This is a genomic window from Superficieibacter sp. BNK-5, from assembly GCF_047456055.1.
Lineage (GTDB): Bacteria > Pseudomonadota > Gammaproteobacteria > Enterobacterales > Enterobacteriaceae > Superficieibacter.
This window is the reverse complement of sequence record NZ_CP179893.1, coordinates 2655158-2678096: the sequence shown is the minus strand read 5'-3', so window position 1 is coordinate 2678096 and position 22939 is coordinate 2655158. Positions and strand designations below refer to the sequence as shown.

22 protein-coding genes and 1 other RNA gene are annotated in these 22939 nt (G+C 54.5%); 8 read left to right on the top strand and 15 right to left on the bottom strand.

Going from position 1 to position 22939, the window contains the following annotated elements:
- Nucleotides 1–67: 67 nt before the first annotated feature.
- On the bottom strand, nucleotides 68–1432 hold the full coding sequence (locus ACMGGS_RS12885) for a PTS transporter subunit EIIC (protein ID WP_414162988.1): 1365 nt from the start codon (nucleotides 1430–1432) through the stop codon (nucleotides 68–70).
- Nucleotides 1433–1721: 289 nt separating this feature from the next.
- Here ACMGGS_RS12885 and ACMGGS_RS12880 point away from each other — a divergent pair, with 289 nt between their 5' ends.
- Nucleotides 1722–2921, top strand: a complete 1200-nt coding sequence (locus ACMGGS_RS12880; protein ID WP_414162987.1) for an enolase C-terminal domain-like protein — start codon at nucleotides 1722–1724, stop codon at nucleotides 2919–2921.
- On the opposite strand, the gene ACMGGS_RS12875 is transcribed toward ACMGGS_RS12880, so the two are convergent.
- Complete coding sequence (locus ACMGGS_RS12875) at nucleotides 2909–3622, bottom strand: GntR family transcriptional regulator (RefSeq protein WP_414162986.1); 714 nt, start codon at nucleotides 3620–3622, stop codon at nucleotides 2909–2911. The genes ACMGGS_RS12880 and ACMGGS_RS12875 overlap by 13 nt on opposite strands.
- Before the next feature lie 107 nt (nucleotides 3623–3729).
- Between ACMGGS_RS12875 and ACMGGS_RS12870 the strand changes: the two genes are divergently transcribed.
- Complete coding sequence (locus tag ACMGGS_RS12870) at nucleotides 3730–5277, top strand: EAL domain-containing protein (protein ID WP_414162985.1); 1548 nt, start codon at nucleotides 3730–3732, stop codon at nucleotides 5275–5277.
- A gap of 5 nt (nucleotides 5278–5282) precedes the next feature.
- Nucleotides 5283–5828 carry a flavin reductase family protein gene (locus ACMGGS_RS12865; protein WP_414162984.1) on the top strand — a complete coding sequence of 182 codons (546 nt, stop codon included), beginning with the start codon at nucleotides 5283–5285 and terminating at the stop codon, nucleotides 5826–5828.
- 148 nt (nucleotides 5829–5976) lie between these two features.
- Here the strand turns inward: ACMGGS_RS12865 and ACMGGS_RS12860 are convergent, their stop codons facing one another.
- The 3 genes from ACMGGS_RS12860 to ffs all read right to left on the bottom strand — a co-directional run bounded on the left by ACMGGS_RS12860 (nucleotide 5977) and on the right by ffs (nucleotide 6805).
- Complete coding sequence (locus ACMGGS_RS12860; RefSeq protein ID WP_176917447.1) at nucleotides 5977–6192, bottom strand: hypothetical protein; 216 nt, start codon at nucleotides 6190–6192, stop codon at nucleotides 5977–5979.
- On the bottom strand, nucleotides 6189–6437 hold the full coding sequence (locus ACMGGS_RS12855; RefSeq protein ID WP_414162983.1) for a hypothetical protein: 249 nt from the start codon (nucleotides 6435–6437) through the stop codon (nucleotides 6189–6191). Before ACMGGS_RS12855 ends, ACMGGS_RS12860 begins: the two co-directional genes overlap by 4 nt.
- 271 nt (nucleotides 6438–6708) lie before the next feature.
- Nucleotides 6709–6805: signal recognition particle sRNA small type (gene ffs / locus ACMGGS_RS12850), an RNA gene on the bottom strand.
- A 140-nt stretch (nucleotides 6806–6945) separates the two neighbouring features.
- Between ffs and ACMGGS_RS12845 the strand changes: the two genes are divergently transcribed.
- Entirely contained in the window at nucleotides 6946–7290 is a 345-nt protein-coding gene (locus ACMGGS_RS12845) for a methylated-DNA--[protein]-cysteine S-methyltransferase (RefSeq protein ID WP_176917445.1), read from the top strand.
- A gap of 33 nt (nucleotides 7291–7323) precedes the next feature.
- Here ACMGGS_RS12845 and ACMGGS_RS12840 read toward each other — a convergent pair whose 3' ends face one another.
- The gene (locus ACMGGS_RS12840; RefSeq protein ID WP_414162982.1) at nucleotides 7324–7893 is read right to left on the bottom strand and encodes a YbaY family lipoprotein; all 570 of its coding nucleotides are present in this window, start codon (nucleotides 7891–7893) and stop codon (nucleotides 7324–7326) included.
- Nucleotides 7894–8096: 203 nt separating this feature from the next.
- Here ACMGGS_RS12840 and tesB point away from each other — a divergent pair, with 203 nt between their 5' ends.
- A complete protein-coding gene (gene tesB / locus ACMGGS_RS12835; protein ID WP_414162981.1) occupies nucleotides 8097–8957 on the top strand; it encodes an acyl-CoA thioesterase II in 861 nt (286 codons plus the stop codon).
- 83 nt (nucleotides 8958–9040) lie between these two features.
- Here tesB and amtB read toward each other — a convergent pair whose 3' ends face one another.
- From amtB to ACMGGS_RS12810, 5 genes are all read right to left on the bottom strand, one after another.
- The gene (gene amtB, locus ACMGGS_RS12830) at nucleotides 9041–10327 is read right to left on the bottom strand and encodes an ammonium transporter AmtB (protein ID WP_276164038.1); all 1287 of its coding nucleotides are present in this window, start codon (nucleotides 10325–10327) and stop codon (nucleotides 9041–9043) included.
- Nucleotides 10328–10358: 31 nt separating this feature from the next.
- Nucleotides 10359–10697 (bottom strand): P-II family nitrogen regulator, encoded by a 339-nt coding sequence (glnK, locus tag ACMGGS_RS12825; RefSeq protein WP_002891893.1) that lies wholly within the window; start codon nucleotides 10695–10697, stop codon nucleotides 10359–10361.
- Nucleotides 10698–10929: 232 nt separating this feature from the next.
- On the bottom strand, nucleotides 10930–12708 hold the full coding sequence (locus ACMGGS_RS12820) for a SmdB family multidrug efflux ABC transporter permease/ATP-binding protein (protein WP_414162980.1): 1779 nt from the start codon (nucleotides 12706–12708) through the stop codon (nucleotides 10930–10932).
- The gene (locus ACMGGS_RS12815; RefSeq protein WP_414162979.1) at nucleotides 12701–14464 is read right to left on the bottom strand and encodes a SmdA family multidrug ABC transporter permease/ATP-binding protein; all 1764 of its coding nucleotides are present in this window, start codon (nucleotides 14462–14464) and stop codon (nucleotides 12701–12703) included. Before ACMGGS_RS12815 ends, ACMGGS_RS12820 begins: the two co-directional genes overlap by 8 nt.
- A 48-nt stretch (nucleotides 14465–14512) precedes the next feature.
- The gene (locus tag ACMGGS_RS12810) at nucleotides 14513–14971 is read right to left on the bottom strand and encodes an Lrp/AsnC family transcriptional regulator (protein WP_414162978.1); all 459 of its coding nucleotides are present in this window, start codon (nucleotides 14969–14971) and stop codon (nucleotides 14513–14515) included.
- Between the two features lie 115 nt (nucleotides 14972–15086).
- Between ACMGGS_RS12810 and ACMGGS_RS12805 the strand changes: the two genes are divergently transcribed.
- Nucleotides 15087–16133, top strand: a complete 1047-nt coding sequence (locus tag ACMGGS_RS12805) for a PLP-dependent cysteine synthase family protein (RefSeq protein WP_414162977.1) — start codon at nucleotides 15087–15089, stop codon at nucleotides 16131–16133.
- A gap of 41 nt (nucleotides 16134–16174) precedes the next feature.
- On the opposite strand, the gene cof is transcribed toward ACMGGS_RS12805, so the two are convergent.
- On the bottom strand, nucleotides 16175–16993 hold the full coding sequence (gene cof / locus ACMGGS_RS12800; RefSeq protein WP_414162976.1) for an HMP-PP phosphatase: 819 nt from the start codon (nucleotides 16991–16993) through the stop codon (nucleotides 16175–16177).
- Between the two features lie 101 nt (nucleotides 16994–17094).
- Between cof and ACMGGS_RS12795 the strand changes: the two genes are divergently transcribed.
- Nucleotides 17095–18795, top strand: coding sequence for an SgrR family transcriptional regulator (locus ACMGGS_RS12795; protein WP_414162975.1), 1701 nt, complete (start codon nucleotides 17095–17097; stop codon nucleotides 18793–18795).
- A 65-nt stretch (nucleotides 18796–18860) separates the two neighbouring features.
- Nucleotides 18861–19556: a 7-cyano-7-deazaguanine synthase QueC gene (gene queC / locus ACMGGS_RS12790; protein ID WP_176917435.1), complete on the top strand. Its 696-nt coding sequence runs from the start codon at nucleotides 18861–18863 to the stop codon at nucleotides 19554–19556.
- Between the two features lie 418 nt (nucleotides 19557–19974).
- Here the strand turns inward: queC and fadM are convergent, their stop codons facing one another.
- The 3 genes from fadM to ppiD all read right to left on the bottom strand — a co-directional run bounded on the left by fadM (nucleotide 19975) and on the right by ppiD (nucleotide 22891).
- A complete protein-coding gene (fadM, locus tag ACMGGS_RS12785) occupies nucleotides 19975–20391 on the bottom strand; it encodes a long-chain acyl-CoA thioesterase FadM (RefSeq protein ID WP_414162974.1) in 417 nt (138 codons plus the stop codon).
- A gap of 105 nt (nucleotides 20392–20496) precedes the next feature.
- Complete coding sequence (locus ACMGGS_RS12780) at nucleotides 20497–20871, bottom strand: helix-hairpin-helix domain-containing protein (protein ID WP_414162973.1); 375 nt, start codon at nucleotides 20869–20871, stop codon at nucleotides 20497–20499.
- A gap of 145 nt (nucleotides 20872–21016) precedes the next feature.
- Nucleotides 21017–22891 (bottom strand): peptidylprolyl isomerase, encoded by a 1875-nt coding sequence (gene ppiD, locus ACMGGS_RS12775; RefSeq protein ID WP_414162972.1) that lies wholly within the window; start codon nucleotides 22889–22891, stop codon nucleotides 21017–21019.
- Between the last annotated feature and the right edge of the window lie 48 nt (nucleotides 22892–22939).

Here is a 22939-nt window from a genome sequence, read left to right as displayed (position 1 = left end):
ATGAAAGATCAAGAGGGGCTACGGTAAAAGACACTACTCTGCGCCCCGGGCGCAGAGTGATAAAAGATTATTGTTCTCTGCCAACCAGTACGGTGGTCAGCACAAACGAGAGGATTAGCGCCATCGCCACGCCGGAAATCGCAAAGACAAAATAGGGTCCGATATAGGCTGGCAGGCTAAAAATGCTCGATAAAATATAGCCGTACAGCCGCACGCCGAAGAACGCAATAAATGCCGAGGCCAGCGAGCTGGCAACCGTTGCCGCGATAAACGCTTTCTTGTAACGCGTCAGTACGCCAAACAGTGCGGGTTCGGTGATCCCCAGCAACGCCGAGATAGCCGCCGACAGCGTCACCGTTTTTTCCTGACGATCGCGACTCATACGCCAGATAGCAAAGGTGGCACCGGCAATCGCCATATTCGCCATAAACATCATCGGCATCAGCATGTCATAGCCGCGATCGCTGAAGTTTTGCAGCGCAATGGGCGTCATCGCGTGATGCATACCGGTCAAAATCGCCACCGGACGAATGGCCCCGACGATTAGCCCCGCGAAACTCGCCGATATGCTAAACAGTCCTTCGATAAACCAGGCCAGCGCTTTACCCAGCCAGATACCGGTCGGCCCGATGATCACCAGCGCCGCTAATGCCGCCAGAAACAGGGTAAGCGTTGGCGTAAAGACCGTTTTCAGGATGTCCGGCATAAAACGATCCACCCAACGATGGATGTAACTCAATGCCAGAATGGAGAAGATCACCGGGATCACGCTGGAGGCGTAATTAAATACCGGGACCGGCACCGCGTCGAGCAGCCAGAACGTGCTGGCCGCCCCTTCCTGATGCGCCGCCAGGGCTTTGGCGGCCTCAATCAGCGAAGGATACATCAGGCAGGCTGCTACGGCGGCGGCGAGGTATTCATTGGTTTTGAAAATCTTCGCCGCCGATACCGCGAGGAAAAACGGCAGGAAGTAGAACACGCCGCTGGCAATCAGATCGATGATAATTACCGTATCGCTTTTGGCGGGCACTACCTGTAGCGCAACCAGTCCGGCCAGCAAGCCTTTGATCATCCCGGCCCCTGCAATGGCCGGTACGATAGGACCAAACACGCCGGATACGGTATCCATAAACAGCGACACCAGGCTTTTACGCTCTTGCTTGCCGCGCGGGGTCGCCGGCGCTTTTTGCCCCAGTGCCGTCAGCAGTTGCTCGTACCAGCCGTTAACCTTTGGACCGATAATAATCTGAAACTGATCGCTCTGGATTTGCGCGCCCAGTACGCCTGGCAATTTCTTAATCTCACTCTGGTCGACTTTATTATCATCCAATAAATCAAAACGCAGACGGGTCATGCAATGCCAGACGTTATTGATATTCTCCTGCCCGCCCACCAGCCGAATAATACTGGTAATCGCTTCTTCCGTTCCCATAACCACCCCTGCCCGCTACCCTGATAGTGTTTAGTGCTGTTACAGAGGGTAGAGAAACCAGGGTAACAAAACAAACCAATAAAATATGAACGCGCTCACACTTTACTTACTACAAAGAGGATAAAGGGAATAAAACCTGTAATTGGTACGTTTTTTAATTAAAAAAATAAAAAATAACTGACCAAAATAAATAATAAAAAAAGCGTTTACCTGTCCGTAAATTTTAGAGGATGATAATCAGCAAATTGCATTCAGTGAATGAGTTCACCGCAGCACAGGAGTAATTGCCGTGACCCCAACCATCATCAAAAACATCGAGTGTTTCGTCACCCGTCCCGACCGTCATAACCTCGTGACCGTTCGCGTGACCACGGATAAAGGCGTTACCGGCCACGGCTGCGCGACGTTCCAGCAGCGTCCACTGGCTGTAAAAACGGTGGTCGAGGAGTATCTGACGCCTTTGCTCACGGGCCGTGATGCCAATCATATTGAAGACCTGTGGCAGATGATGAACGTTAACGCATACTGGCGTAATGGTCCGGTGATGAATAACGCCATCTCTGGCGTTGATATGGCGCTGTGGGATATTAAATCGCAGCTGGCCGACATGCCGCTCTACCAGTTGCTTGGGGGAAAATCGCGCGACGCGATTGCTGCCTATACGCACGCCAGCGGCGAAACGCTGGAAGAACTGTTCATGGCTGTCGATGGGTTACTGGCGCAGGGATATCAGCACATTCGTTGCCAGCTCGGCTTTTATGGCGGCACGCCTGAACAGCTACGAACGCCGGATAATCCCACTACCGGAGCGTATTATTCCCAGCAAGAGTACCTGCATAACACCGTCGCCATGTTCCGGGCGCTGCGGGAGAAGTACGGCGAAAAACTGAATATTTTGCACGATGTGCATGAGCGGCTGTTTCCGCAGCAAGCGGTACAACTGGCAAAACAGCTCGAGCCTTACTGTCCGTGGTTTATCGAAGATATCCTGCCGCCCCAGCAGAGCGCCTGGCTGGAGCAGGTCCGTCAGCACAGCAGCGTGCCGCTGGCGATGGGTGAGTTGTTTAATAATCCTGCCGAATGGCACGATTTGATCGTGAACCGGCGCATTGATTTTATTCGCTGCCATATTTCGCAGATCGGCGGGATCACGCCTGCGCTTAAACTGGCCGTGCTGTGTCAGGCATTTGGCGTTCGCCTCGCGTGGCACGGGCCGGGTGATATGAGTCCGATTGGCGTCGCGGTGAATACCCATCTGAATATTCATCTGCACAACGCGGCGATTCAGGAATTTATTCCTCGTTCTGCCACCACCGACGCCGTTTTTCCCGGTGCGCCGCAGGTTAAAGAGGGATTTATTTATCCACCGGAGCAGTCAGGTATTGGGGTGGCATTTGATGAAACGCTGGCGAAGCAGTATCCGGTGGTGTACCGCCCGCACGACTGGACGCAAAGCCGCCTCGCCGACGGCGCGATTCACACGCCCTGACGCCAGGCGAGATTATCGCGATTATGGGGAATGACATAAGTACAGGTGTAGTTGATATCAATAATATCGCTGATTTCATACACCTGACCGCCGTTTAACATCCCACGATTATTAATATGCATCGCCGGGCTGCCTTTTTTACAGCCCAACAGCGCTGCCTGCTCACGGCTGACGCTGACCGCCCGATAACTGGTCAGCAAATGTGAAATCTGATAGCCCTTACTCAGCACATATTGCTGTAGCGATTGCTCAATGACCTGCTGGTTAAGATCGGTAAACAGCGTGACCGGCATACGCGAGATTTCAATTTGCACGGCTATCTCATCGACATAGCGCAGCCGGCAAAACTGCCAGATAAACGTCTCTTCGCTGATACCAAAGATCTGCTGCTCATCGCGGTCAGGGCGTTTTTTATGCAGGCTAATCATTCGAAAACGGATCTGATCGAAGCGTTTTTCGGTAATGGAGTTATAGACCAGCGGATTGCTATGCGCCGACGCGTTGATCCAGATCCCGGAGCCATGCACAATCCGCACGACGCCAATCCGTACCAGCTTTTCCAGCGCCTGCCGGATGGTGAAGCGCGACACGCCATACTCTTCAGCAAGCTGGCGCTCCGGCGGAAGTTTACGCGAACCAGAGGGATCGTTCTGATAGATTTTACTAAGCAGATCCTGCGTAACAAATTCGCTTTTTTTCATTGCGCTCTCGCTAAATTAGATCAAGGTATAATAGCGGATCCAGCGCTATTATTTGCAGAGACTTTCTTTAGTAGCGCGCCATTCGTCACCAGACAGGAAGATCAACCATGCGAACCCGGCGTCTGATCGTGTTGATCTCCGCTGTACTGATTATTACCGCGCTACTGCCGGTCAGCCTGAGCGTCTGGATGGCGCATCAAAACGCCACCCGGCTTTTTACCGGTGAACTGGAAAGCTTTTCCGCCAGAGTGATGTTACGCACTACCAAAGTCGCTAACCAGGCCGAAGACGCATTGCAACGGCTGGAGGAGATTAACCTCACGTCGTGCAGTCGTGAGCATTTACAGGAAATGCGTCGCGTCTCTTACAGCCACCGTTATATTCAGGAAATCCTTTATTTCAGGGGGCTACAGCCCGTTTGTTCGTCGCTGGAAGGCATGAAAAAAAGCGCCGCTTTTCCGCAGCCACTGGCGATGACGCCCAAAGGCTATCGCTTCTGGTATACCGCAAAAAGCGATCTGGGTATTGAGCATGATATGGTCGCGCTCGGCAGTGCGCACTATGTTGTGATGATCGACCCCGAATCATTGATTGATGTTCTGCCCTATGGAACCAGGCCGATCAATGTCGCCCTGATCGGTATAAAAAGAAACCTGGTGATTGCCAGCAGCGCGCCACTGGCAGACAACGGTTGGGTACAGGCGATACACACGCATCAGATGCAGTTCCAACATCACGATATTATGTACTACATCACGCGCTATCCGGCGCTCAACGTGGCCACGCTGACCTGGACCTCTACTACCCCGCTGGATCAGGACTGGCGACGCCAGTTGTTGTACTGGCTTCCTTTTGGCGGCGCCATAAGTCTGCTGGCAGCCTGGTATATTCTGCGCATCCTGCGCCGCCTTCAGTCGCCACACCAGCGCCTGCTGGAGGCGATCCGCGCCAGGGAGATTGTTGTTCATTATCAGCCGATCCTTGTGCTCGAAGATGGACGACTGGCGGGCGCGGAAGCGCTGGCTCGCTGGCCGCAGCCCGACGGCACTTTTCTCGCGCCGGATATTTTTATCTCTCTGGCGGAACAAACCGGGCTTATAACGCCGCTTACAGAATTGATTGTGGAGAGCGTTTTCGCCGATTTGGGGCAGTGGCTGCAACAGCATCCGGACCTGCATATTTCCATTAATATTTCGGCAACCGATCTGGCCAATCCAGCCCTCCCGATGCTGCTGGAGCAGCAGATCGCGTACTGGCATCTTGATGCCGGACAAATTGCTCTGGAGCTGACCGAACGCAGCTTTGCCGATCCTGAAACGAGTGCGCCGGTTATCGCAGGTTATCGAAAAATGGGCCATGCTATTTATATTGATGATTTTGGCACCGGCTTTTCCAGTCTTAGCTATCTGCACGGAATTAAAGCCGACCGGCTTAAAATCGATAAGTCTTTCGTTGAGGCGCTGGACTATAACAACGTCACGCCGCACATTATTACGCTGGCAAAAACGCTTCATCTTAAAATGGTGGCGGAAGGTATTGAAACCCCACAGCAGGAAACCTGGCTACGCGAGCATGGCGTCGAGTTTGGGCAAGGCTGGCTTTACAGTAAAGCTCTTGATAAACAGGCATTTATTGCCTGGACCGAAAGGAGGTAACGTCGATGAAAAAGCACAACTGGCCGGTGGAAGATGTTCGTCACTGGCTGGAACCCGGCCCTGTCGTCCTTATCAGCAGTCGCTGGCAGGAACAGGATAATATTATGACGCTTGGCTGGCATACCATCCTTGAATTTTCCCCTTCACTGGTGGGCTGCATGATTTCAGCAGGCAATGCCAGCTTTGAGCGTATTCGACAGAGCGGTGAATGCGTGATTAATTTGCCCGATGTCACGATGGCTGACACGGTGGCAAAAATCGGCAATTGCAGCGCGGAGACCACCAATAAGTTTGACGCTTTCTCCCTGACGGCGGAAAAAAGCCAGCAGGTCAGCGCGCCATCCATTGCAGAATGCCATGCGAATTTCGAATGCCGTCTGTACGATGACGCAATGATTGAACGCTACAACTTTTTCATTTTTGAAGTCGTTGCCGCTCGAGTTAAACCTGAGCCGGAATGGCCGCAAACCCTGCACTACACGGGTGACGGGATATTTCGTACCGATGGCGACGTCATCGATCGCAAGAAATGGTTTACCAAAGTATCCTGAATAGCATGCGGAAAAGAAAATAGCGGCGGGTAACATCCCCGCCGTAAACGTCATCCCTGAACAAAATGAGGTGGTAAAACGACTTTCTCATTTTCGTCATCATGACTTTTTGCTATTTCACTTTAGTGATACAGGCATGACAGTAATATTATTGTTGAGGAGGTATCGGAAATCCTTTCAGCGAAATGATAAAACTTCCGCCCTCTTTTTTAATTTTCGCCCCGGTATCGCACCAGTCTGACGCGATACGAAAAAACTCATCGCTGCCAACATTCCAGTTAAGGCGAACCTGTTTAACATAGCCTGAACGCAACAGCTCACAGGCTTCGGTATAACTACGCGCTACTGAGGTTTGTGGTTTCATTTTCTCTTCTTCAGAATTTTTCGTAATGCTTTGATTTCTTTAGGAGTAAAAGGAGTAACTTCCTCTTCAGTATGCTGACTATCAATGTCATCTTCCGAAACATCCACGTCATCGGCCAGTTCAAACGCCGACAGCAATAATTTCTCCGTTGCGGTACTCAAATTCTCATTATTTACTTCTGCATACTGACGAAGCTTATCTTTCAGCGTCTCTTCAATTTTGACATTCAAGACTACAGTAGTCATGGTTAACGCTTCCCTTGTAGGTAATATACAACGTCGATTTATTGTGCGTTCCACAGATAATTCTTATCCCGAAACTAATCCCATTGTTATTCTGCCTGTGATTTATGACAGAAGAATGAAGGAATTTTTTCAGGATGATGACAGGCAGCAGGTGAGCGGGGGTAAACATAAGTACAATAATATTGCTGAGGACGATAATAAGAAATGCTCGAGCGGTGTGGCTCAGACAACATCAGGGACAAGAAAGAATGAACACCAGAATGGGTGGAGGCCCTGCCAGCTACATCCCGGCACACACGTCATCTGCTCTGGCTGCTTCCTTCCGGATCTGACCTGGTAAACAGAGTAGCGTTGCGGGAGAACCAACAGAGCCTCCATTGAGAGCGTTGTAACCAACGCGCAGGCGCATTATCACTGCTGCGCCCGGCAATTGCAAGCCAGGGAGAACCGTATGCTGGTTTATTGCACAAGCGCTTTTTCGGGCTTCACACCCCCTCTCCATACGCTTATGCTGGCTACCATCCCCATTCAGGAGCAGAACATGGATCCAGAAGACTCATTTCCCCAGCGCGTGTGGCAAATTGTGGCGGCAATCCCGGAGGGATATGTGACGACCTATGGTGACGTTGCGCGTCTGGCGGGATCGCCCCGGGCGGCGCGTCAGGTGGGAGGCGTGTTAAAGCGTCTGCCCGAAGGATCTACCCTTCCCTGGCACAGGGTGGTAAATCGACACGGGATTATCTCTTTGACCGGGCCAGATCTTCAGCGTCAACGGCAGGCGCTGCTTGCGGAAGGTGTGCAGGTCTCGGGGAGCGGGAAAATCGATCTCCAGCATTACCGCTGGGTATTTTAAAACGCCCTCATCCTGGAGATGAGGGCATTGTCATTAGTACACGGTCGGCGCAGGAACAGCAGAAGACGGGGTGATTTGCGTTGGCGACGTTGACGGAACCGTCGTCGCTGCACCACCGCTTGACTGAATTGGCACGGCCGTCTGCGGAACCGGGACCAGCGTCAGGTCGACTTTGGTGCCGCCCTGGTTGATAACCGGTTTCACGCCATCGGTAATAAACACCAGCTTATCTTTAACCGTAATCGCTGCACTGAGCAGGATCCGTGCGTTCGGCTGGATATCCGCTGGGTTAAAGGGCAGCACGTAGCTATAAGGCGGCTGTTTGCCCTCGGTACGAACGGCTTTCTGCGCAATGACTTTTGACGGCGCGTCTGACTGAGAAGCATCAGAAACCGTCACGGTGAGAACCGCGTCAGGCGGTAATGCAACTTTCTGACGGATCCATACCGTCCCTGAAACATTTGGCTGCTTAATAACAGACTGAGAAGCCACACCAGAAGTATTAGGGTTGAGTGCTGGGGTCTGAATATCTGCACTTTTATCAGCACAGGCTGCCAGAGCAACTACTACGGCAATACCACTTAACATGTGCACGACTTTCATTACGTTCTCCTTATACGCTATGCACTGCGAGATTGATTCCCACCAGATGAGTGGTCAACTGAAAGACAACGTGATTAAGTGTGGCACAAGTCACTTATTTTTGCCTGGAATCAGCCCGTTAATCAGATTTTTGAACCCATCGGACCACTTGCTTTTCTGGGTTATAATGAACTGCACAGCCCGCTATTTACTTGAGGAAAGCTATGAGTCAGGCGTTAAGCAATTTGCTGACATTATTAAATCTGGAAAAAATCGAAGAAGGATTATTTCGCGGCCAGAGCGAAGATTTAGGCCTGCGTCAGGTCTTTGGCGGTCAGGTAGTGGGTCAGGCACTCTATGCGGCAAAAGAGACCGTGCCGGAAGAACGGCTGGTCCATTCTTTTCACAGCTATTTTCTGCGCCCCGGCGACAGCCAAAAACCGATCGTTTATGACGTTGAGGTCTTACGCGATGGTAACAGTTTCAGCGCTCGCCGCGTGGCCGCCGTGCAAAACGGCAAGCCGATTTTTTATATGACGGCCTCATTTCAGGCTCCGGAATCGGGTTATGAACATCAGAAAACGATGCCGCCCGCCCCCGCCCCTGATTCGCTGAAATCAGAAACCGATATCGCCCGCTCGCTGGCGCATTTGTTACCGCCACAGGTAAAAGATAAGTTTCTCAGCGATAAGCCGCTGGAAATTCGTCCGGTCGAGTTTCATAACCCGATGAAAGGTCACGTTGCCGAACCTGCCCGTCAGGTGTGGATGCGCGCCAATGGTCCGATGCCGGAAGATTTACGCGTCCATCAGTATTTGCTGGGCTACGCCTCAGATTTCAACTTTTTACCGGTAGCGCTTCAGCCACACGGCGTGGGGTTTCTGGAAAAAGGGATGCAGGTCGCGACTATCGACCACTCTATGTGGTTCCATCGTCCATTTAATATGAACGACTGGCTACTCTATAGCGTGGAAAGCACCTCCGCTTCCAGCGCACGTGGGTTTGTGCGCGGCGAGTTTTATACTCAGGATGGTGTGCTGGTTGCCTCTACCGTGCAGGAAGGGGTGATGCGTAACCGGGGATAACAGAAATAAAAGCCCGGCGATGGTCATCTGCCGGGCCAGTACATCGGCTAATAGCGGGCAGGAAGTTCTGCCCGGTTTAACATTTACGCGTTATACGCATTCTCGCCGTGGCTGTTGACGTCCAGACCTTCGCGCTCCTGCTCTTCCGGCACGCGCAATCCAACCGTCATATCGGCCAGCTTATAGCCGATGAAAGCAACTACCGCCGACCAGACAATCGTGATGCCAATGCTTTCCAGCTGTACCAGCACCTGATGCCCCATGGTCACGCCTTCTGCATAGCCAACGCCACCCAGCGACGTTGCCGCAAAGATCCCGGTCAGGATACAGCCGACAATACCACACACGCCGTGGACGCCAAAAACATCACACGGATCGTCAACGCGCAGTACCCGTTTGAGCATGGTGACGCCCCACAGTCCCGCCAGACCCGCCGCGATACCGACGATCAGTGCGCCGCCGACGCCGATGTAACCGCAGGCAGGCGTGACGCCAACCAGTCCGGCAATGGCACCGGAACAGGCGCCCAGCAGAGAAGGTTTACCGCGGGTGATCCACTCGCCAAATACCCACGCCAGGATAGCGGCCGCCGTGGCGACGACGGTATTCACAAAGGCCAGCGCCGCGATTTCGTTAGCCGCACTGGCTGAGCCAGCGTTAAAGCCAAACCAGCCGACATAAAGGATAGCGGTGCCGGTGAAGACCATCGGCAGGTTGTGCGGTTTGAACGCTTCCTTGCCAAAGCCTACGCGTTTACCAATCAGATACGCGCCCACCAGCCCGGCAATGGCAGCGTTAATGTGAACCACGGTGCCGCCCGCGAAATCCAGCGCGCCGTGGGTCGCCAGCAAACCGCCGCCCCAGACCATGTGCGCAATCGGGATGTAGGAGAGCGTCAGCCAGACCACGACAAAAATCAGCACCGCAGAGAAGCGGATACGCTCTGCCAGCGCACCGACAATCAGGCCAACGGTAATGCAGGCAAAAGAACCCTGGAAGGCAACGTGGATATACTGATAGAAACTACCCATCACTGCCGTCAGCTCGATGTTTTTCAGCATTACCCAGTTGAAGTTACCAAAGAAGCTGTTGCCCTCGCCGAAGGCCAGCGAGTAGCCGTAAATCACCCACAGCACACAAACCAGCGCGAACGTCACCGTTACCTGCGTGAGCATGGAAAGCACGTTTTTCCCGCGGATCAAACCGCCGTAAAACAGCGCAATGCCGGGGATGGTCATAAACAGCACCAGCGCCGTACAAATCATCATAAAGGCGTTGTCGGCTTTATCCGCCACCGCCGGTGCTGCCATGGCGAGACCTGGTAATAGCGCCACCGTCCCCAGAGCCGTTTTGATCGTTGCTATCTTCATTGTCTTGTTCCCTATCACTGTGTGCCAGGAGTTAAAGTGCCGCTTCGTCGGCTTCGCCGGTACGAATGCGAATAACGCGTTGCAGCTCGGCGACAAAAATCTTGCCATCGCCAATTTTTCCGGTGTAGGCCGCTTTGCTGATGACGTCGATCACTTCATCCAGCTGATCGTCAGCGATAGCCACATCAATCTTCACTTTCGGCAGAAAGTTCACGCTGTACTCTGCGCCACGATAAAGTTCGGCATGCCCCTTTTGACGTCCGAAGCCTTTTACTTCGGTCACTGTAAGCCCCTGAATACCAATAGAAGAGAGCGCTTCACGCACGTCCTCGAGTTTAAATGGCTTAATTACCACTGTTACCAGCTTCATAGATCCCCTCCAGTCAGAATTCAGTTTTGGCCGCAGCTCACACGGATGAAGTAAAGCAAGCGGCGTGCCAGAAATGATTTTGTGTGGCGGAGCGCGGAGAATATGCAGGCAGAAAGTGTGACCGGAGTTCAGATTAGGGCTGGTCAAAAAAAACGCACCATGCTGGTGCATGATGCGTTGTGTTATTGCACCAGAAAATCCCGTCGCGAGCGAGATGCCTGAAAGTGGTGCGTCAGGCGCTCAGGGATTCGTTCTGGTTGTCGGACTGTAGTTCTTCTCCGGCAAGCTGGAGTTGATACATCTGCCAGTAACGTCCTTGCGCCGCCAGAAGCTGCTGATGTGTCCCACGCTCCACCGCCAGTCCACGATGCAGGACCATGATGGTGTCCGCGTCAACAATTGTCGACAGGCGGTGAGCAATAACAATCAGCGTGGTCTGCTTACGCACCGCCGCCAGCGCCAGCTGGATTGCCCGTTCCGTGCCGGAGTCGATATTGGCCGTGGCTTCGTCAAGGATCAGGATCTGCGGGGTATCAATCAGCACCCGCGCCAGCGCCAGAAGCTGTTTTTGCCCGACCGACAGATTATTCCCCTGCTCGCCTAGCGGCGTGTGGATACCGTCACTCATTCCGCGCGCCAGCTCCGCAAGCTGGACCGTCTCCAGCGCCTGCCACACCTGTTCTTCACTGATGGCCCGGCCAAGGGTGACGTTGGTGAGGAATGAATCCGCCAGCACCACCGGATCCTGCTGGACCATCGCTACGCCGTGGCGCAACGTCGAGTGACTCAGCGAGGCTAACGGCCGCCCGTCGAGACGGATCTCGCCTTGCGTGAGCGGATAGTTACCCATCAACAGGCTGGCAAGGGTGCTTTTGCCGCTGCCGGTATGCCCGACCAGCGCAATAAAACTGCGCGAAGGGATGTGCAGGTTAATATCCTGCAAAACCAGTCGGTCCTGATGATAGGCAAAAGAGACATTCTCAATATCAATGGTTCCGCTACGCAATGGCTGGTCATCACCGCCGTAATCCTGGCGAGGACGGTCCATCAATTCGAAAACGCGCTCGCCAGCAACTACCGCCTGCTGAAGCATTGACTGCTGGGTCGTCAGCTCAATCAGCGGTTCGTTGAGCCGTCCCAGATAGCTAATGAACGCATACAGCACCCCGACCTCAATAGTGCCGACGGAGGTAAAGCCGAACAGCATCAGTAATCCGCACAGGACCAGCGCGGAGAACAGGCTGAGCAGCGGACGTAATAAAAAGCCGTCCAGCTTCAGGGTTTGCATGCGCGCCTGATAGTGCGCATAGCTGGCTTCACGCATCCGTTCGCCGAAACGCGCCTGCTGGCGGAACTGCTGGATCACGCTCATGCCATTGATGACTTCGTTAAAACCATCGTTGATTTCAGCAAGCCAGGCGCGTACCCGTCTGACAATCGGCGTGCTGTAGCGCTGATAAATCAGCATCACAATGATCACCGCCGGGAAGATGGTGATGGCGACCAGCGCCATCCGCCAGTCAAGGCTGAACATAGCGACCAGCATCGCCCCGACCAGCGCCGCACTGCGCAGTACCGTGGCGACGACGGTGACGTAGAGATCGCGGATCACTTCAGTATCATTCGTGACGCGTGAAATCAGCTCCCCGACAGGCTGGGTATCAAAGGCGCTGAGCGGCTGGCGCAGCGCGGCATCCATCACATCCGTGCGTAATTGCTGAACCACGCCCACCGCGGCCCGATTGAACAATAGCGACTGGGCATAGTGCAGTCCGGCGGCCAGCAACTGAAGGCCAATATAGGCCGCTGCCAGGCCGCAAATCGGCCCCAGCGGTAGCGTGCGTTTTGCGACCATATTATCGATAAAATAGCTGATCAGCAGCGGACCGCTGACTTCCGCAATGGCCGCGACCCATAGCATTCCGACTGCCAGCGCCAGCGGTTTACGCCAGGGCGAGCCATATTTCAGCAGACGTTTGAGCGTGGGCCATAACTGTCCAAAACTACGCATTGCTGGCCTCCTCCGGCTCGTCGTCCAGCGCCGCTTCAAGCTGCTGATAGCGGTACATATCGCGATACCAGCCTGGCTGGGCGGCAAGCGTTTCATGCTCGCCGCGCTGGCTGATGTGTCCGTGCTGCATAACGACAATTTCATCCGCCTCGGTCAGGGCAGAGAGGCGATGCGCGCTGATAATCACAGTACGCCCCTCGCCCCACTGGCGAAGGTTATGCAAAATTTGATGTTCGGTGCGACCATCGACCGCTGAAAGCGCATCGTCGAGGATCAGGATCTCCGCATTGACCAGCAGCGCCCGCGCGATGGAAAGACGCTGTTTTTGCCCGCCGGAAAGCATCACTCCACGTTCGCCCACTTCCGTCTCATAGCCCTGCGGCAGACGCAGGATATCCTCATGGACACTGGCAAGGCGCGCCACATGCTCAATTTCCTGCTGGGTGGCACCCGGTTTGCCCAGCGCAATATTGCTGGCAACGGTATCGGAAAACAGGAACGGCGTCTGATTAACGATAGCCAGGCGGCTACGCCAGTTATCGATTTTCAGGTGGGGAAGCGGAATATCGTGGAAACGAATCTCTCCGCTATCGACATCGAAATGCCGCTGGATCAGCGCCAGCACCGTACTTTTACCCGCGCCGGTCGGCCCACAAATTCCCAGCATTTTCCCTGGTTTTAGCGTGAAGTTGACATTGTTAAGCGTAGGATGCGCCGCATGCGGCCAGCGAAACTCCGCGACAGCCACCTCCAGCGTGCCGCGCTCTGGCGGCAGGGTTTCGGTGCCGTCGTTGACCACTGGCGCTTCAGAGAGCATGGCGCGAATACGACTGTAGGCGGCGCTGCCGCGCTCAACGATGTTAAACATCCACGCCAGCGCCAGCATTGGCCAAATCATTAGCCCGAGATACATAACGAAGCTGGTCAACTCGCCAAGGGTTAAGGTGTTGTTGATCACCATCCAGCTCCCGCCGCCAATCGCCAGCAGGTTCGCCGTGCCAATCGCAATGTAGATAGTGGGATCGAAACGCGCATCGATACGGGCAACGCGCAGGTTCTTCGCCCCGGTATCGGCAGCGTCGGCGGCAAACAGCGCCGACTGGCGATCTTCCAGACCAAAGGCTTTGATCATGCGGATGCTGGTCATGCTTTCCTGGGTGCGGTCGTTCAGCGATGAAAACGCCGCCTGCGCCAGTTTGAAACGTTCATGCAGTTGATCGCCGTTGCGCTTGATCATCATCGCCATCACCGGCATCGGCACCAGCGCCAGCAACGTCAGTTGCCAGCTAATTTGCGTAGACATGACGATCAGTACCGCGCAGCCCATCACCAGTGAATCGACCAGCGTTAATACTCCTTCCCCGGCAGCAAAAACCACGCGATCGACATCATTAGTCGCACGGGCAATTAAGTCGCCGGTACGGTGACGCAGGTAAAACTCCGGATGCTGGCGGCTGAGCTGGCGGTAATAATCTTCGCGCAGTTCGATAGCAAGCTGGTAGGACGCACCGAACAGCAGCACACGCCAGACATAGCGCAGCAGATACACCACCACCGCAATCAGCGCCATCAGCCCTAGCCACTGAAGCACCTGCGAGGCGCTATAGTGCCGCTGGGTAACGCCGTCGACGATGATGCCCACCACTTTGGGCGGGATCAGTTGCAGAATAGCAATAATGATAAGCAAAGCCACTGCCCCGAGATAGCGTCGCCACTCCCGGCGGAAGTACCAGCTTAGTTGAGCAAATAATCGCACGCGATAAAATCCTGAATTCCCGATTGGCCCGACGACAACGTCGGGAAATTACTCGATGGGGAGCGCCGTCGTATGTTTGATTTGCTCCATCGCAAAGCTTGACGTGACGTCAGATAAGCCTGGCACGCGGCTCACCAGCCGTTTATAAAAATCATCGTAGCGTTTCATGTCGGCGACCTGCACCTGCATCAGATAGTCATACTCCCCCGCCATGCGCCAGACACCCAGCACCTCCGGCAGTTCGGTGACCACCTTCACCAGTTGGTTATACCACTCACTGCTGTGATGCTGCGTTTTAATAAGGACGAACGCGGTCAGTCCGAGGCCGAGTTTTTCCGCATCCAGCAGCGCCACTTTGCTGAGCAGCACTTTGTCATCTTCCAGCTTTTTCAGCCGCTTCCAGCACGGGGTGGTGGTCAGATTAACGGCATCGGCCAGCGCCTGCAAAGACAGGGTACAGTCCTGCTGAAGCAGTGAAAGCAGTTTACGGTCAATTTTATCTAACACTGTCCTCTCCCGGAGAATAAATTTCTCTTTCAATTGTAATTTAAAGGTTAAATAGCAACAATTTTTTCCGTGCGATTCGCTAATCTGGGCACAAAATGACAAACGGAAAACCATCATGAACCGCACCTGGGTAAATCATGCCATCAGCGAAATTAATGCTGACTATCAGCGCTCCGCCGACACACATCTTATTCGGCTGACGCTGCCGGGATTTACCGGCATCCCACTCTATCTGAAAGATGAGAGCACCCATCCGACCGGCAGCCTGAAGCACCGTCTGGCGCGATCGCTGTTTCTTTACGGCTTGTGCAACGGCTGGATCCAGCAGGGGACGCCAATTATCGAAGCATCTTCGGGTTCAACGGCGGTATCAGAAGCCTATTTTGCCCGCCTGCTGGGGCTGCCGTTTATCGCCGTAATGCCCGCCTGCACCGCCAGACGCAAGATTGAACAAATCGAATTTTATGGCGGCCGCTGTCACTTTGTGGAAAGCGCCTGCGAGATTTACGCCGCCTCTGAAACGCTGGCCCGCGAATTGAACGGTCATTATATGGATCAATTCACCTTTGCCGAACGCGCAACGGACTGGCGTGGCAATAATAATATTGCCGACAGTATCTTCCGCCAGATGCAGAACGAGCCGCATCCGGTGCCGTCGTTTATCGTGATGAGCGCCGGCACCGGCGGCACGTCCGCCACTATTGGCCGCTATATTCGCTGTCAGAGTTATGACACCCGCCTGGCGGTCGTCGACCCGCAAAACTCAGTGTTTATGGACTACTGGCAGACCCGCGATGCCAGCCTGCGCAGCACGGTCGGCAGCAAGATTGAAGGTATTGGTCGTCCGCGCGTGGAGCCGTCGTTCATCCCGGACGTGGTGGATGAGATGCTGCGCGTACCGGATGCCGCCAGCGTCGCCACCGTGCAGTGGCTGGAAACGCAGCTTGGCCGTAAAGTCGGGGCCTCCACCGGCACCAATATGTGGGGGGCGTTACAACTGGCTGCCAGAATGCGCGAGGAGGGACGCCAGGGGGCTATCGTCACGCTGCTCTGTGACAGTGGCGAGCGCTATCTGGAGACCTATTACAATCCGCAGTGGGTCACGGAGAATATTGGCGACGTGACGCCGTGGAAAGCGGAAATCGCGCGGATAATTAAATAAAAAAAGCCAGACGCAGGGCCTGGCTTGCTGGAAAAATCTTGCTATTCGGGGGAATAAGGAAGATGTGGAGTATCCAGCCAGTGAGCCAAAAAATGGGATACCGCCTGCGTCTGGCAGTGTCCTATAACCGTTAAATGGGGCAGACCATCGATAAGCTGGGGCATGGCGTTGCCCATAATCAACCCGCGCCCGACGCTGGAGAGCATTTCGCTGTCGTTCATCGCGTCGCCAAATGCCATACACTCCTGCATTGAAATGCCGAGATGCCGGGTTAGCGAGGTAAGCGCCGCGCCTTTATTACATCCCACCGGCAAAACTTCCAGGCAGTAAAGCGCAGAGAAACAGAGATGAGCGCGGTCGCCCAGCACCTCCTGAAGCTGAACTTGCAGACGGCAAAGATCGTCATGCTCGCCGCAAAAACAGATTTTCGTCACCTCATCACTCGCCACGCGCTGTAAATCACGGATCTGATAACGGAACCCGCTGAAGGCGTGCGCCTGGAGCAGAAGCGGAACCTCTTTGTCTGTAAACCAGCCGTCGTCATTGAAGATGTGCATACTGGCAGCGGTCTGCCACTTTCCGTGCAGCACAATCTCCACCACATCGGGAGCCAGATCCTGCTGGTGAAGCAGATCTCCTTCAAGAGAGTGGATCCGCGTTCCGTTACCGGTGATCAGAAAGGCATCCAGCGCCAGTTCGCCAATCACATGGCGCATTTCCAGCGCGTGACGACCGGTGGCAAACGTCAGCGTAATATCGCGATCGCGCAGGCGTTTCAGGGTCGTCAGCGTTTGATCCCCTAAACGATGGTCCGGCATCAATAGTGTGCCGTCCATATCAAATGCAGCCAGTTTGACCATCAATTTCTCCACTAAGTGATGCCATTCTCTTGCTCTGAAGTATCCACTGAGATATACGGAAGTAATAGTGAATAGTTGATGAATATTGTTCCGGGTTTTTTATGCGACTGCTTAATCGACTGAATCAGTACCAGCGCCTCTGGCAACCTTCTGATGGCGCACCGCAGGAAACGACTATTGCCGTGCTCGCTGCCCGCTGTTTTTGCAGCGATCGGCACATGCGCACGCTCTTGCGGCAGGCGCAGGAGGCGGGCTGGCTGCGTTGGGAAGCCCGGTCGGGACGGGGGAAGCGCGGCATGCTGACGTTTTTGATTTCTCCGGTGACGCTGCGCAATGAGATGATGGAGCAGGCACTCAATAAAGGCCAGCAGCACAACGCGCTTGAACTGGCCCAACTGGCACCGGTTGAACTGCGGGCGCTGTTACACCCTTTTCTCGGCGGTCAGTGGCAAAACAATACGCCTACCCTGCGCATTCCTTATTACCGGCCGCTTGAGCCGCTGCATCCGGGCTTTTTATCCGGTCGCGCAGAACAGCATCTGGCGGAGCAGGTGTTCTCCGGGCTGACCCGCTTTTCACAGGATTCGACGCAGCCACAGGGCGATCTCGCCCATCACTGGGAGGTGTCAGACGACGGGCTGTGCTGGCAATTTTATATCCGCTCTACGCTCTACTGGCACAATGGCGACGCGGTTACCACCGGGCAACTTCAGGCGCGTTTGCAGATGCTGTTAACGCTGCCCGCCCTGCGCAGGCTATTTGCCAGCGTCAGCCGTATTGAGATGACTCACGCGCAATGCCTGACCTTCATTCTTGATCGTCCGGATTACTGGCTGGCGCACCGGCTTGCCAGCTATTGCAGCGTGCTGGCTCATCCGGAACATCCGGCGGTAGGCACCGGGCCGTTTTGCCTGAAAATCTTCGAGCCAGAACTGGTGCGGCTGGAAAACCACGAGCGCTACCATCTTCCGCATCCTCTACTGAAGGCCATCGAATACTGGATCACACCGCAGCTTTTTGAGCAGGATCTGGGGACCAGCTGTCGTCATCCGGTGCAAATCGCCATCGGGGATCCTGAAGAGTTGAGCCAGCTCAGGCTGGTCAGCAATAGTATCAGCCTCGGCTTTTGCTACCTTGCCCTGCGCCAGAGTGAGCGATTAACCCGGCCACAGGCGCAGCGGGTGATCGACCTGATCCACCGCACCGCCCTGCTCCAGACGCTGCCGCTGGATGAGGGGCTGATTACCCCCAGTCATGAGCTTTTGCCCGGCTGGGCGATTCCGCAAGGTTCAGCTCATAACGACACGCCGCTGCCATCAACCTTAACGCTGCTTTACCATCTTCCCGTTGAACTGCATACCATGGCGCAACAGCTTAAAGCCGCGATGGCAGCACTGGGCTGTGAGTTGACGCTGATTTTTTATGATGCGAAAAACTGGGAGGGATGCACCGACCTGACGCGTGTAGACATCATTATGGGCGACAGGCTAATTGGCGAGTCGGCGGAATACACGCTTGAACAGTGGCTGCGCTGCGATCCGCTGTGGCCTGCGCTGCTCAGTGACGAACACTTCAGCCAGTTGAAAGCGACACTGGATCAGGTGCAGCGGCATCCAGACGCACCGCAGCGATCTGCCGCACTGGAGCGGGTTTTCGCCACCCTGATGTCGCAGGCTATTTTGACGCCGCTGTTTAATTATCACTATCGGGTCAGCGCGCCGCCGGGCGTAAACGGCATTCGCCTCAACACCCGCGGCTGGTTTGATTTTTGTTCGGCATGGCTTCCGGCTTCAATACGGTGAAGAAGCTGGTCGTCGTGGTCCGCAGACGTTACCATAGCTTTTTTATGTTATGAGCGGAAAAAGTAATGAAACGCGCCGTTGTGGTTTTTAGCGGAGGACAGGATTCCACCACCTGCCTGATTCAGGCTTTGCATCAGTATGACGAGGTTCACTGCGTCACGTTTGATTATGGTCAGCGCCATCGGGCAGAGATTGATGTGGCACGCGAACTGGCGCTGAAACTGGGGGCGCGGGCGCATAAGGTGCTGGATGTGACCTTGCTGAATGAACTGGCGGTCAGCAGCCTGACCCGCGACAGCATTCCGGTGCCGGATTATGAACCCGACGCCGACGGCATTCCCAATACCTTCGTGCCGGGACGTAATATTTTGTTTTTAACGCTGGCAGCAATTTACGCTTACCAGGTGAAAGCGGAAGCGGTGATCACCGGCGTGTGTGAAACCGACTTCTCCGGCTACCCGGACTGCCGTGATGAATTTGTAAAGGCGCTTAATCACGCGGTCAGTCTGGGGATGGCGAAAGATATTCGCTTTGAGACGCCGCTGATGTGGCTGGATAAAGCCGAGACCTGGGCGCTGGCCGATTATTGGGGCAAGCTGGATCTGGTGCGCAGTGAAACGTTGACCTGTTATAACGGTATTAAAGGCGACGGCTGTGGTCAGTGTGCCGCCTGTAATCTGCGCGCCAACGGGCTGAAACACTATCTGGCGGACTCGACGGCGGTGAAAGCGGCGATGCAGGAAAAAACCGGGCTGGCGTGAGTTATGCCGGGTGTGGTTATGCAGATTGCGGGGAGTCACCGCGTCGTAATGCCGGGTGGCGCTGCGCTTACCCGGCCTACAGGTTGATACCGCCTTCTGAATCAATCCCTTACGCCAGATCGTAGGCCCGGTAAGGCGAAGCCGCCACCGGGCATGGCATCGCCGTCGTGATGCCGGGTGGCGCTGCGCTTAACCGGCCTACAGGTTGATACCATCTTCTGAATCAATAACTTACGATAGATCGTAGGCCCGGTAAGGCGAAGCCGCCACCGGGCATGGCATCGCCGTCGTAATGCCGGGTGGCGCTGCGCTTAACCGGCCTACAGGTTGATACCACCTTCTGAATCAATTGCTTACGCCAGATCGTAGACCCAGTAAGGCGAAGCCGCCACCGGGCATTTCCGGCATGGTGACGGCGTTAGGCCGCTTTCCCTTCCCCCGGCATCATCGCTTCAAGTTTCTCCCGCAGTTCTCCCTCCAGCGCCAGCGCTTTCTGGGTTTTCAGGTCGATACAGACAAAAGTGATTAACGCGTCGGCAACGACCTGCCCTTCTGGCTCAAGTGTTACCACCTGACTTAGCACGCCACTCTTGCTGTTAAGCTGCTGTAACTGGCTGGTGACGGTGAGCAGATCGCTCAACACCGCCGGACGGCGGTAGTTGATATTAATATTAACCACCACAAAAGCGATGTTGTGCGCGGTCATCCACTGAAAACTATCACTGTTTTCCAGCCCATCCCAGCGAGCCTCTTCCAGAAACTCCAGATAGCGGGCGTTGTTCACGTGCTGATAGACGTCGAGGTGAAAGCCCCGAACTTTGATTTGAGTCTGCATAGCGCGATAACCTTTATTGTTGTAATAAGAGACAGAGGCCACACCACTGGTATGACCTCTTTAGTCTGGCAAAAATTTGCCGCCATGCAACTCTTCAGATGAAATTTATAGCGTCAGGTGAGTGAGGTTACGCTCCACCAGCGAGCTGCCCATTCCGGGAACCTGCTGCAAATCGTCGAGCGACTTAAAAGGACCATACTCTTCACGGTAGCTGACAATCGCCTGCGCTTTCTTCAGCCCTACCCCGTTCATCGCCTGGGCCAGTTCTTCAGCCGAGGCCGTGTTGACGTTTACCCTGGTGCCTTCATCATCGCTGGCCTTCGCCGCATCAACCGCTTTAGCGTGCGCGGCTGGCTTTGCCTCAGATGCGTTTTGCGTTGCCAGGGCTTTTGCTGCAGGTTGTGCAGCCAGCCCCTGAAAGCTGATCCCGGCACAGGTCAGCGCGACGGTGATGAGAGCCATTTTGATTCCACGTTTCATGCTGTTATCTCCTTGTTTGTTGACAGCGAAGCCACGATAGCGGGATGCAAAACAGGAAACAAATGGCGAATTCCAAAAATGGAAAAGGCCGCGAAAGCGGCCTTTGGTTATTGCAACGAGTTGCAAAATTGTGGAAGCAAGCTCGTTATTGTTGCTGCTCGACGATATCACCGTATTTGATTTTGGCCTGTTTACGCAGATTGCTCATCAGCGCTTCAAAGGCGATTTGCGCATTGTTACGGGTGATCCCCTGTACCATCGCTTTTTTCTGCTCATCTGGCATGGTTCCGGCTTTAATTTCGTCCAGTGCCAGCAGCACGACATTACCCTGCATGTCGTTGGCAATGCCGTAAGACGGTTTGCCCTCTGCTGGCAGCGCCAGCGTGAAGGCGGCCTGGCTTACCGGATCCTGGCCCGTGCGGGCCAGCGTTTTCGCGTCACCGAAGCTCAGACCCGCGGTTTTCATCGCCTCATCGCCTTTACCCGTTTGCAGGGCTGACAGCAGTTTCTCGGCATCCAGTTTCGCCTGCTGCGTCGCTTTCTCACGTTTGACGTTCGCAGCCACCAGCTCTTTCACCTCTGCCAGCGGCTTAACGGCTTCAGCTTTGTGTTCGCTCACGCGGATCACAAAGGCACGATCGCCATCAACGGTGATGATGTCAGAGTTGCTACCCGGCGTGCCGTTCTGGCCGACCAGCGCACCGCTGAAAATCGCGTCGGAGACAGGCTTGAAGTTCAGTTCTTCCGGCAGGCTGTTACGGTCAAACCAGCCGGTTTCAACCGCTTTTACGCCTGCCGCCTGCTCTGCACCCGCTAATGACTCGTTGTCATTGCTGGCGGCTTCGCTGACTTTCTGTTGCAGGGCAAAATAAGCATCCAGCGCTTTTTCCTGTTTCACTTTCGCGGCGATGTCATCACGCGCTTCCGCCAGCGGTTTCACTTTCGCAGGCTGCGTGTCATCGAGACGAGCCACGAGGAAACCTACGGAAGATTTAATAACCCCGGAAAGCTGGCCTTTTTCTTTCAGGCCCGCGTCTTTCAGTTCCGGCAGGGTACCCGCATCGTCCATCCAGCCGATATCACCGCCGTTGCGGGCAGAGATGATGTCGGTGGATTTTTCTTTCGCCACGGTCGCAAAATCCGCCCCGTTGTTCAGCTCATCCAGTACCGCCTTCGCATCAGCTTCGGTTTTGGTCTGGATCACGCTGTAGCGGTTACGCGCGGACTGGGTAAACAGATCCTGATGCTGATCGTAGTACGCCTGTATTTCTTCATCAGACGCGTTCTGCTGCATCGATGCCGCGTCCATTTTGATGTAGCTTACGCGGAACTGCTCAGGCGAGACAAACTGACCTTTATTCTGCTCGTAGGCAGCCTGAATCTCAGCATCACTGGCCTGCTGTTTCGCCGCCAGCGCATTCACATCAATAGTGGCTTCACGCACCACACGCTGCTGAGAGACCAGCGACGCCAGTTCATCCGTTTCACCTGGCAGCATAAAATCGGTGCCGACCACGGCGTTAATCAATTGCTGAGTGAGCAGTTGATTACGTAGCGCCTGCGCGTATTGATCGGCCGTCATCCCCATACGGTTCACCAGCTCGTTATAGCGGGTGTTATCGAACTTGCCGTTGTTCTGGAAAGCCTGGGTTGAGAAAATGGCCTTTTTGACCTGATCGTCACTGATGCCGAGGCCCAGTTCGCGGGCATACTGGTCGAGCAACGCTTCATCAATCAAACGGGTCAGCACCTGCTGGCGCATCGCTTTGATGTAATTTTCGTTAGCGGCCAGCTCAGAGTACTGATCGCCCATCTGTTGCTGCATCCGGTTACGCTCGCTGGCAACAGCGTTTTCAAACTGCTGACGACCAATCTCCTGGCCATTCACTTTTGCGGCGTAATTATTGTTACCGCCAATCAGGTAGCTGCTCACGCCGGTCAAAATGAACGACACGATAATGATACCGAAAATAATCTTGAGTACGAGGCTGTTAGCCGCCGTACGTAAGTTGTCCATCATGGTGTAACAACGCTCCGCTGTAGATGACTTTATACGTCGCGCAGCATA

Coding starts and splice junctions, on each gene's coding strand:
- ppiD (WP_414162972.1), bottom strand. CDS start 22,891: ATGATGGACAACTTACGTACGGCGGCTAACAGCCTCGTACTCAAGATT.
- fadM (WP_414162974.1), bottom strand. CDS start 20,391: ATGCAGACTCAAATCAAAGTTCGGGGCTTTCACCTCGACGTCTATCAG.
- tesB (WP_414162981.1), top strand. CDS start 8,097: ATGAGTCAGGCGTTAAGCAATTTGCTGACATTATTAAATCTGGAAAAA.
- queC (WP_176917435.1), top strand. CDS start 18,861: ATGAAACGCGCCGTTGTGGTTTTTAGCGGAGGACAGGATTCCACCACC.
- cof (WP_414162976.1), bottom strand. CDS start 16,993: ATGGTCAAACTGGCTGCATTTGATATGGACGGCACACTATTGATGCCG.
- ACMGGS_RS12840 (WP_414162982.1), bottom strand. CDS start 7,893: ATGAAAGTCGTGCACATGTTAAGTGGTATTGCCGTAGTAGTTGCTCTG.
- ACMGGS_RS12860 (WP_176917447.1), bottom strand. CDS start 6,192: ATGAAACCACAAACCTCAGTAGCGCGTAGTTATACCGAAGCCTGTGAG.
- ACMGGS_RS12780 (WP_414162973.1), bottom strand. CDS start 20,871: ATGAAACGTGGAATCAAAATGGCTCTCATCACCGTCGCGCTGACCTGT.
- glnK (WP_002891893.1), bottom strand. CDS start 10,697: ATGAAGCTGGTAACAGTGGTAATTAAGCCATTTAAACTCGAGGACGTG.
- ACMGGS_RS12795 (WP_414162975.1), top strand. CDS start 17,095: ATGCGACTGCTTAATCGACTGAATCAGTACCAGCGCCTCTGGCAACCT.
- ACMGGS_RS12805 (WP_414162977.1), top strand. CDS start 15,087: ATGAACCGCACCTGGGTAAATCATGCCATCAGCGAAATTAATGCTGAC.
- ACMGGS_RS12845 (WP_176917445.1), top strand. CDS start 6,946: ATGCTGGCTACCATCCCCATTCAGGAGCAGAACATGGATCCAGAAGAC.
- ACMGGS_RS12855 (WP_414162983.1), bottom strand. CDS start 6,437: ATGACTACTGTAGTCTTGAATGTCAAAATTGAAGAGACGCTGAAAGAT.
- ACMGGS_RS12885 (WP_414162988.1), bottom strand. CDS start 1,432: ATGGGAACGGAAGAAGCGATTACCAGTATTATTCGGCTGGTGGGCGGG.
- ACMGGS_RS12820 (WP_414162980.1), bottom strand. CDS start 12,708: ATGCGTAGTTTTGGACAGTTATGGCCCACGCTCAAACGTCTGCTGAAA.
- ACMGGS_RS12865 (WP_414162984.1), top strand. CDS start 5,283: ATGAAAAAGCACAACTGGCCGGTGGAAGATGTTCGTCACTGGCTGGAA.
- ACMGGS_RS12875 (WP_414162986.1), bottom strand. CDS start 3,622: ATGAAAAAAAGCGAATTTGTTACGCAGGATCTGCTTAGTAAAATCTAT.
- ACMGGS_RS12870 (WP_414162985.1), top strand. CDS start 3,730: ATGCGAACCCGGCGTCTGATCGTGTTGATCTCCGCTGTACTGATTATT.
- amtB (WP_276164038.1), bottom strand. CDS start 10,327: ATGAAGATAGCAACGATCAAAACGGCTCTGGGGACGGTGGCGCTATTA.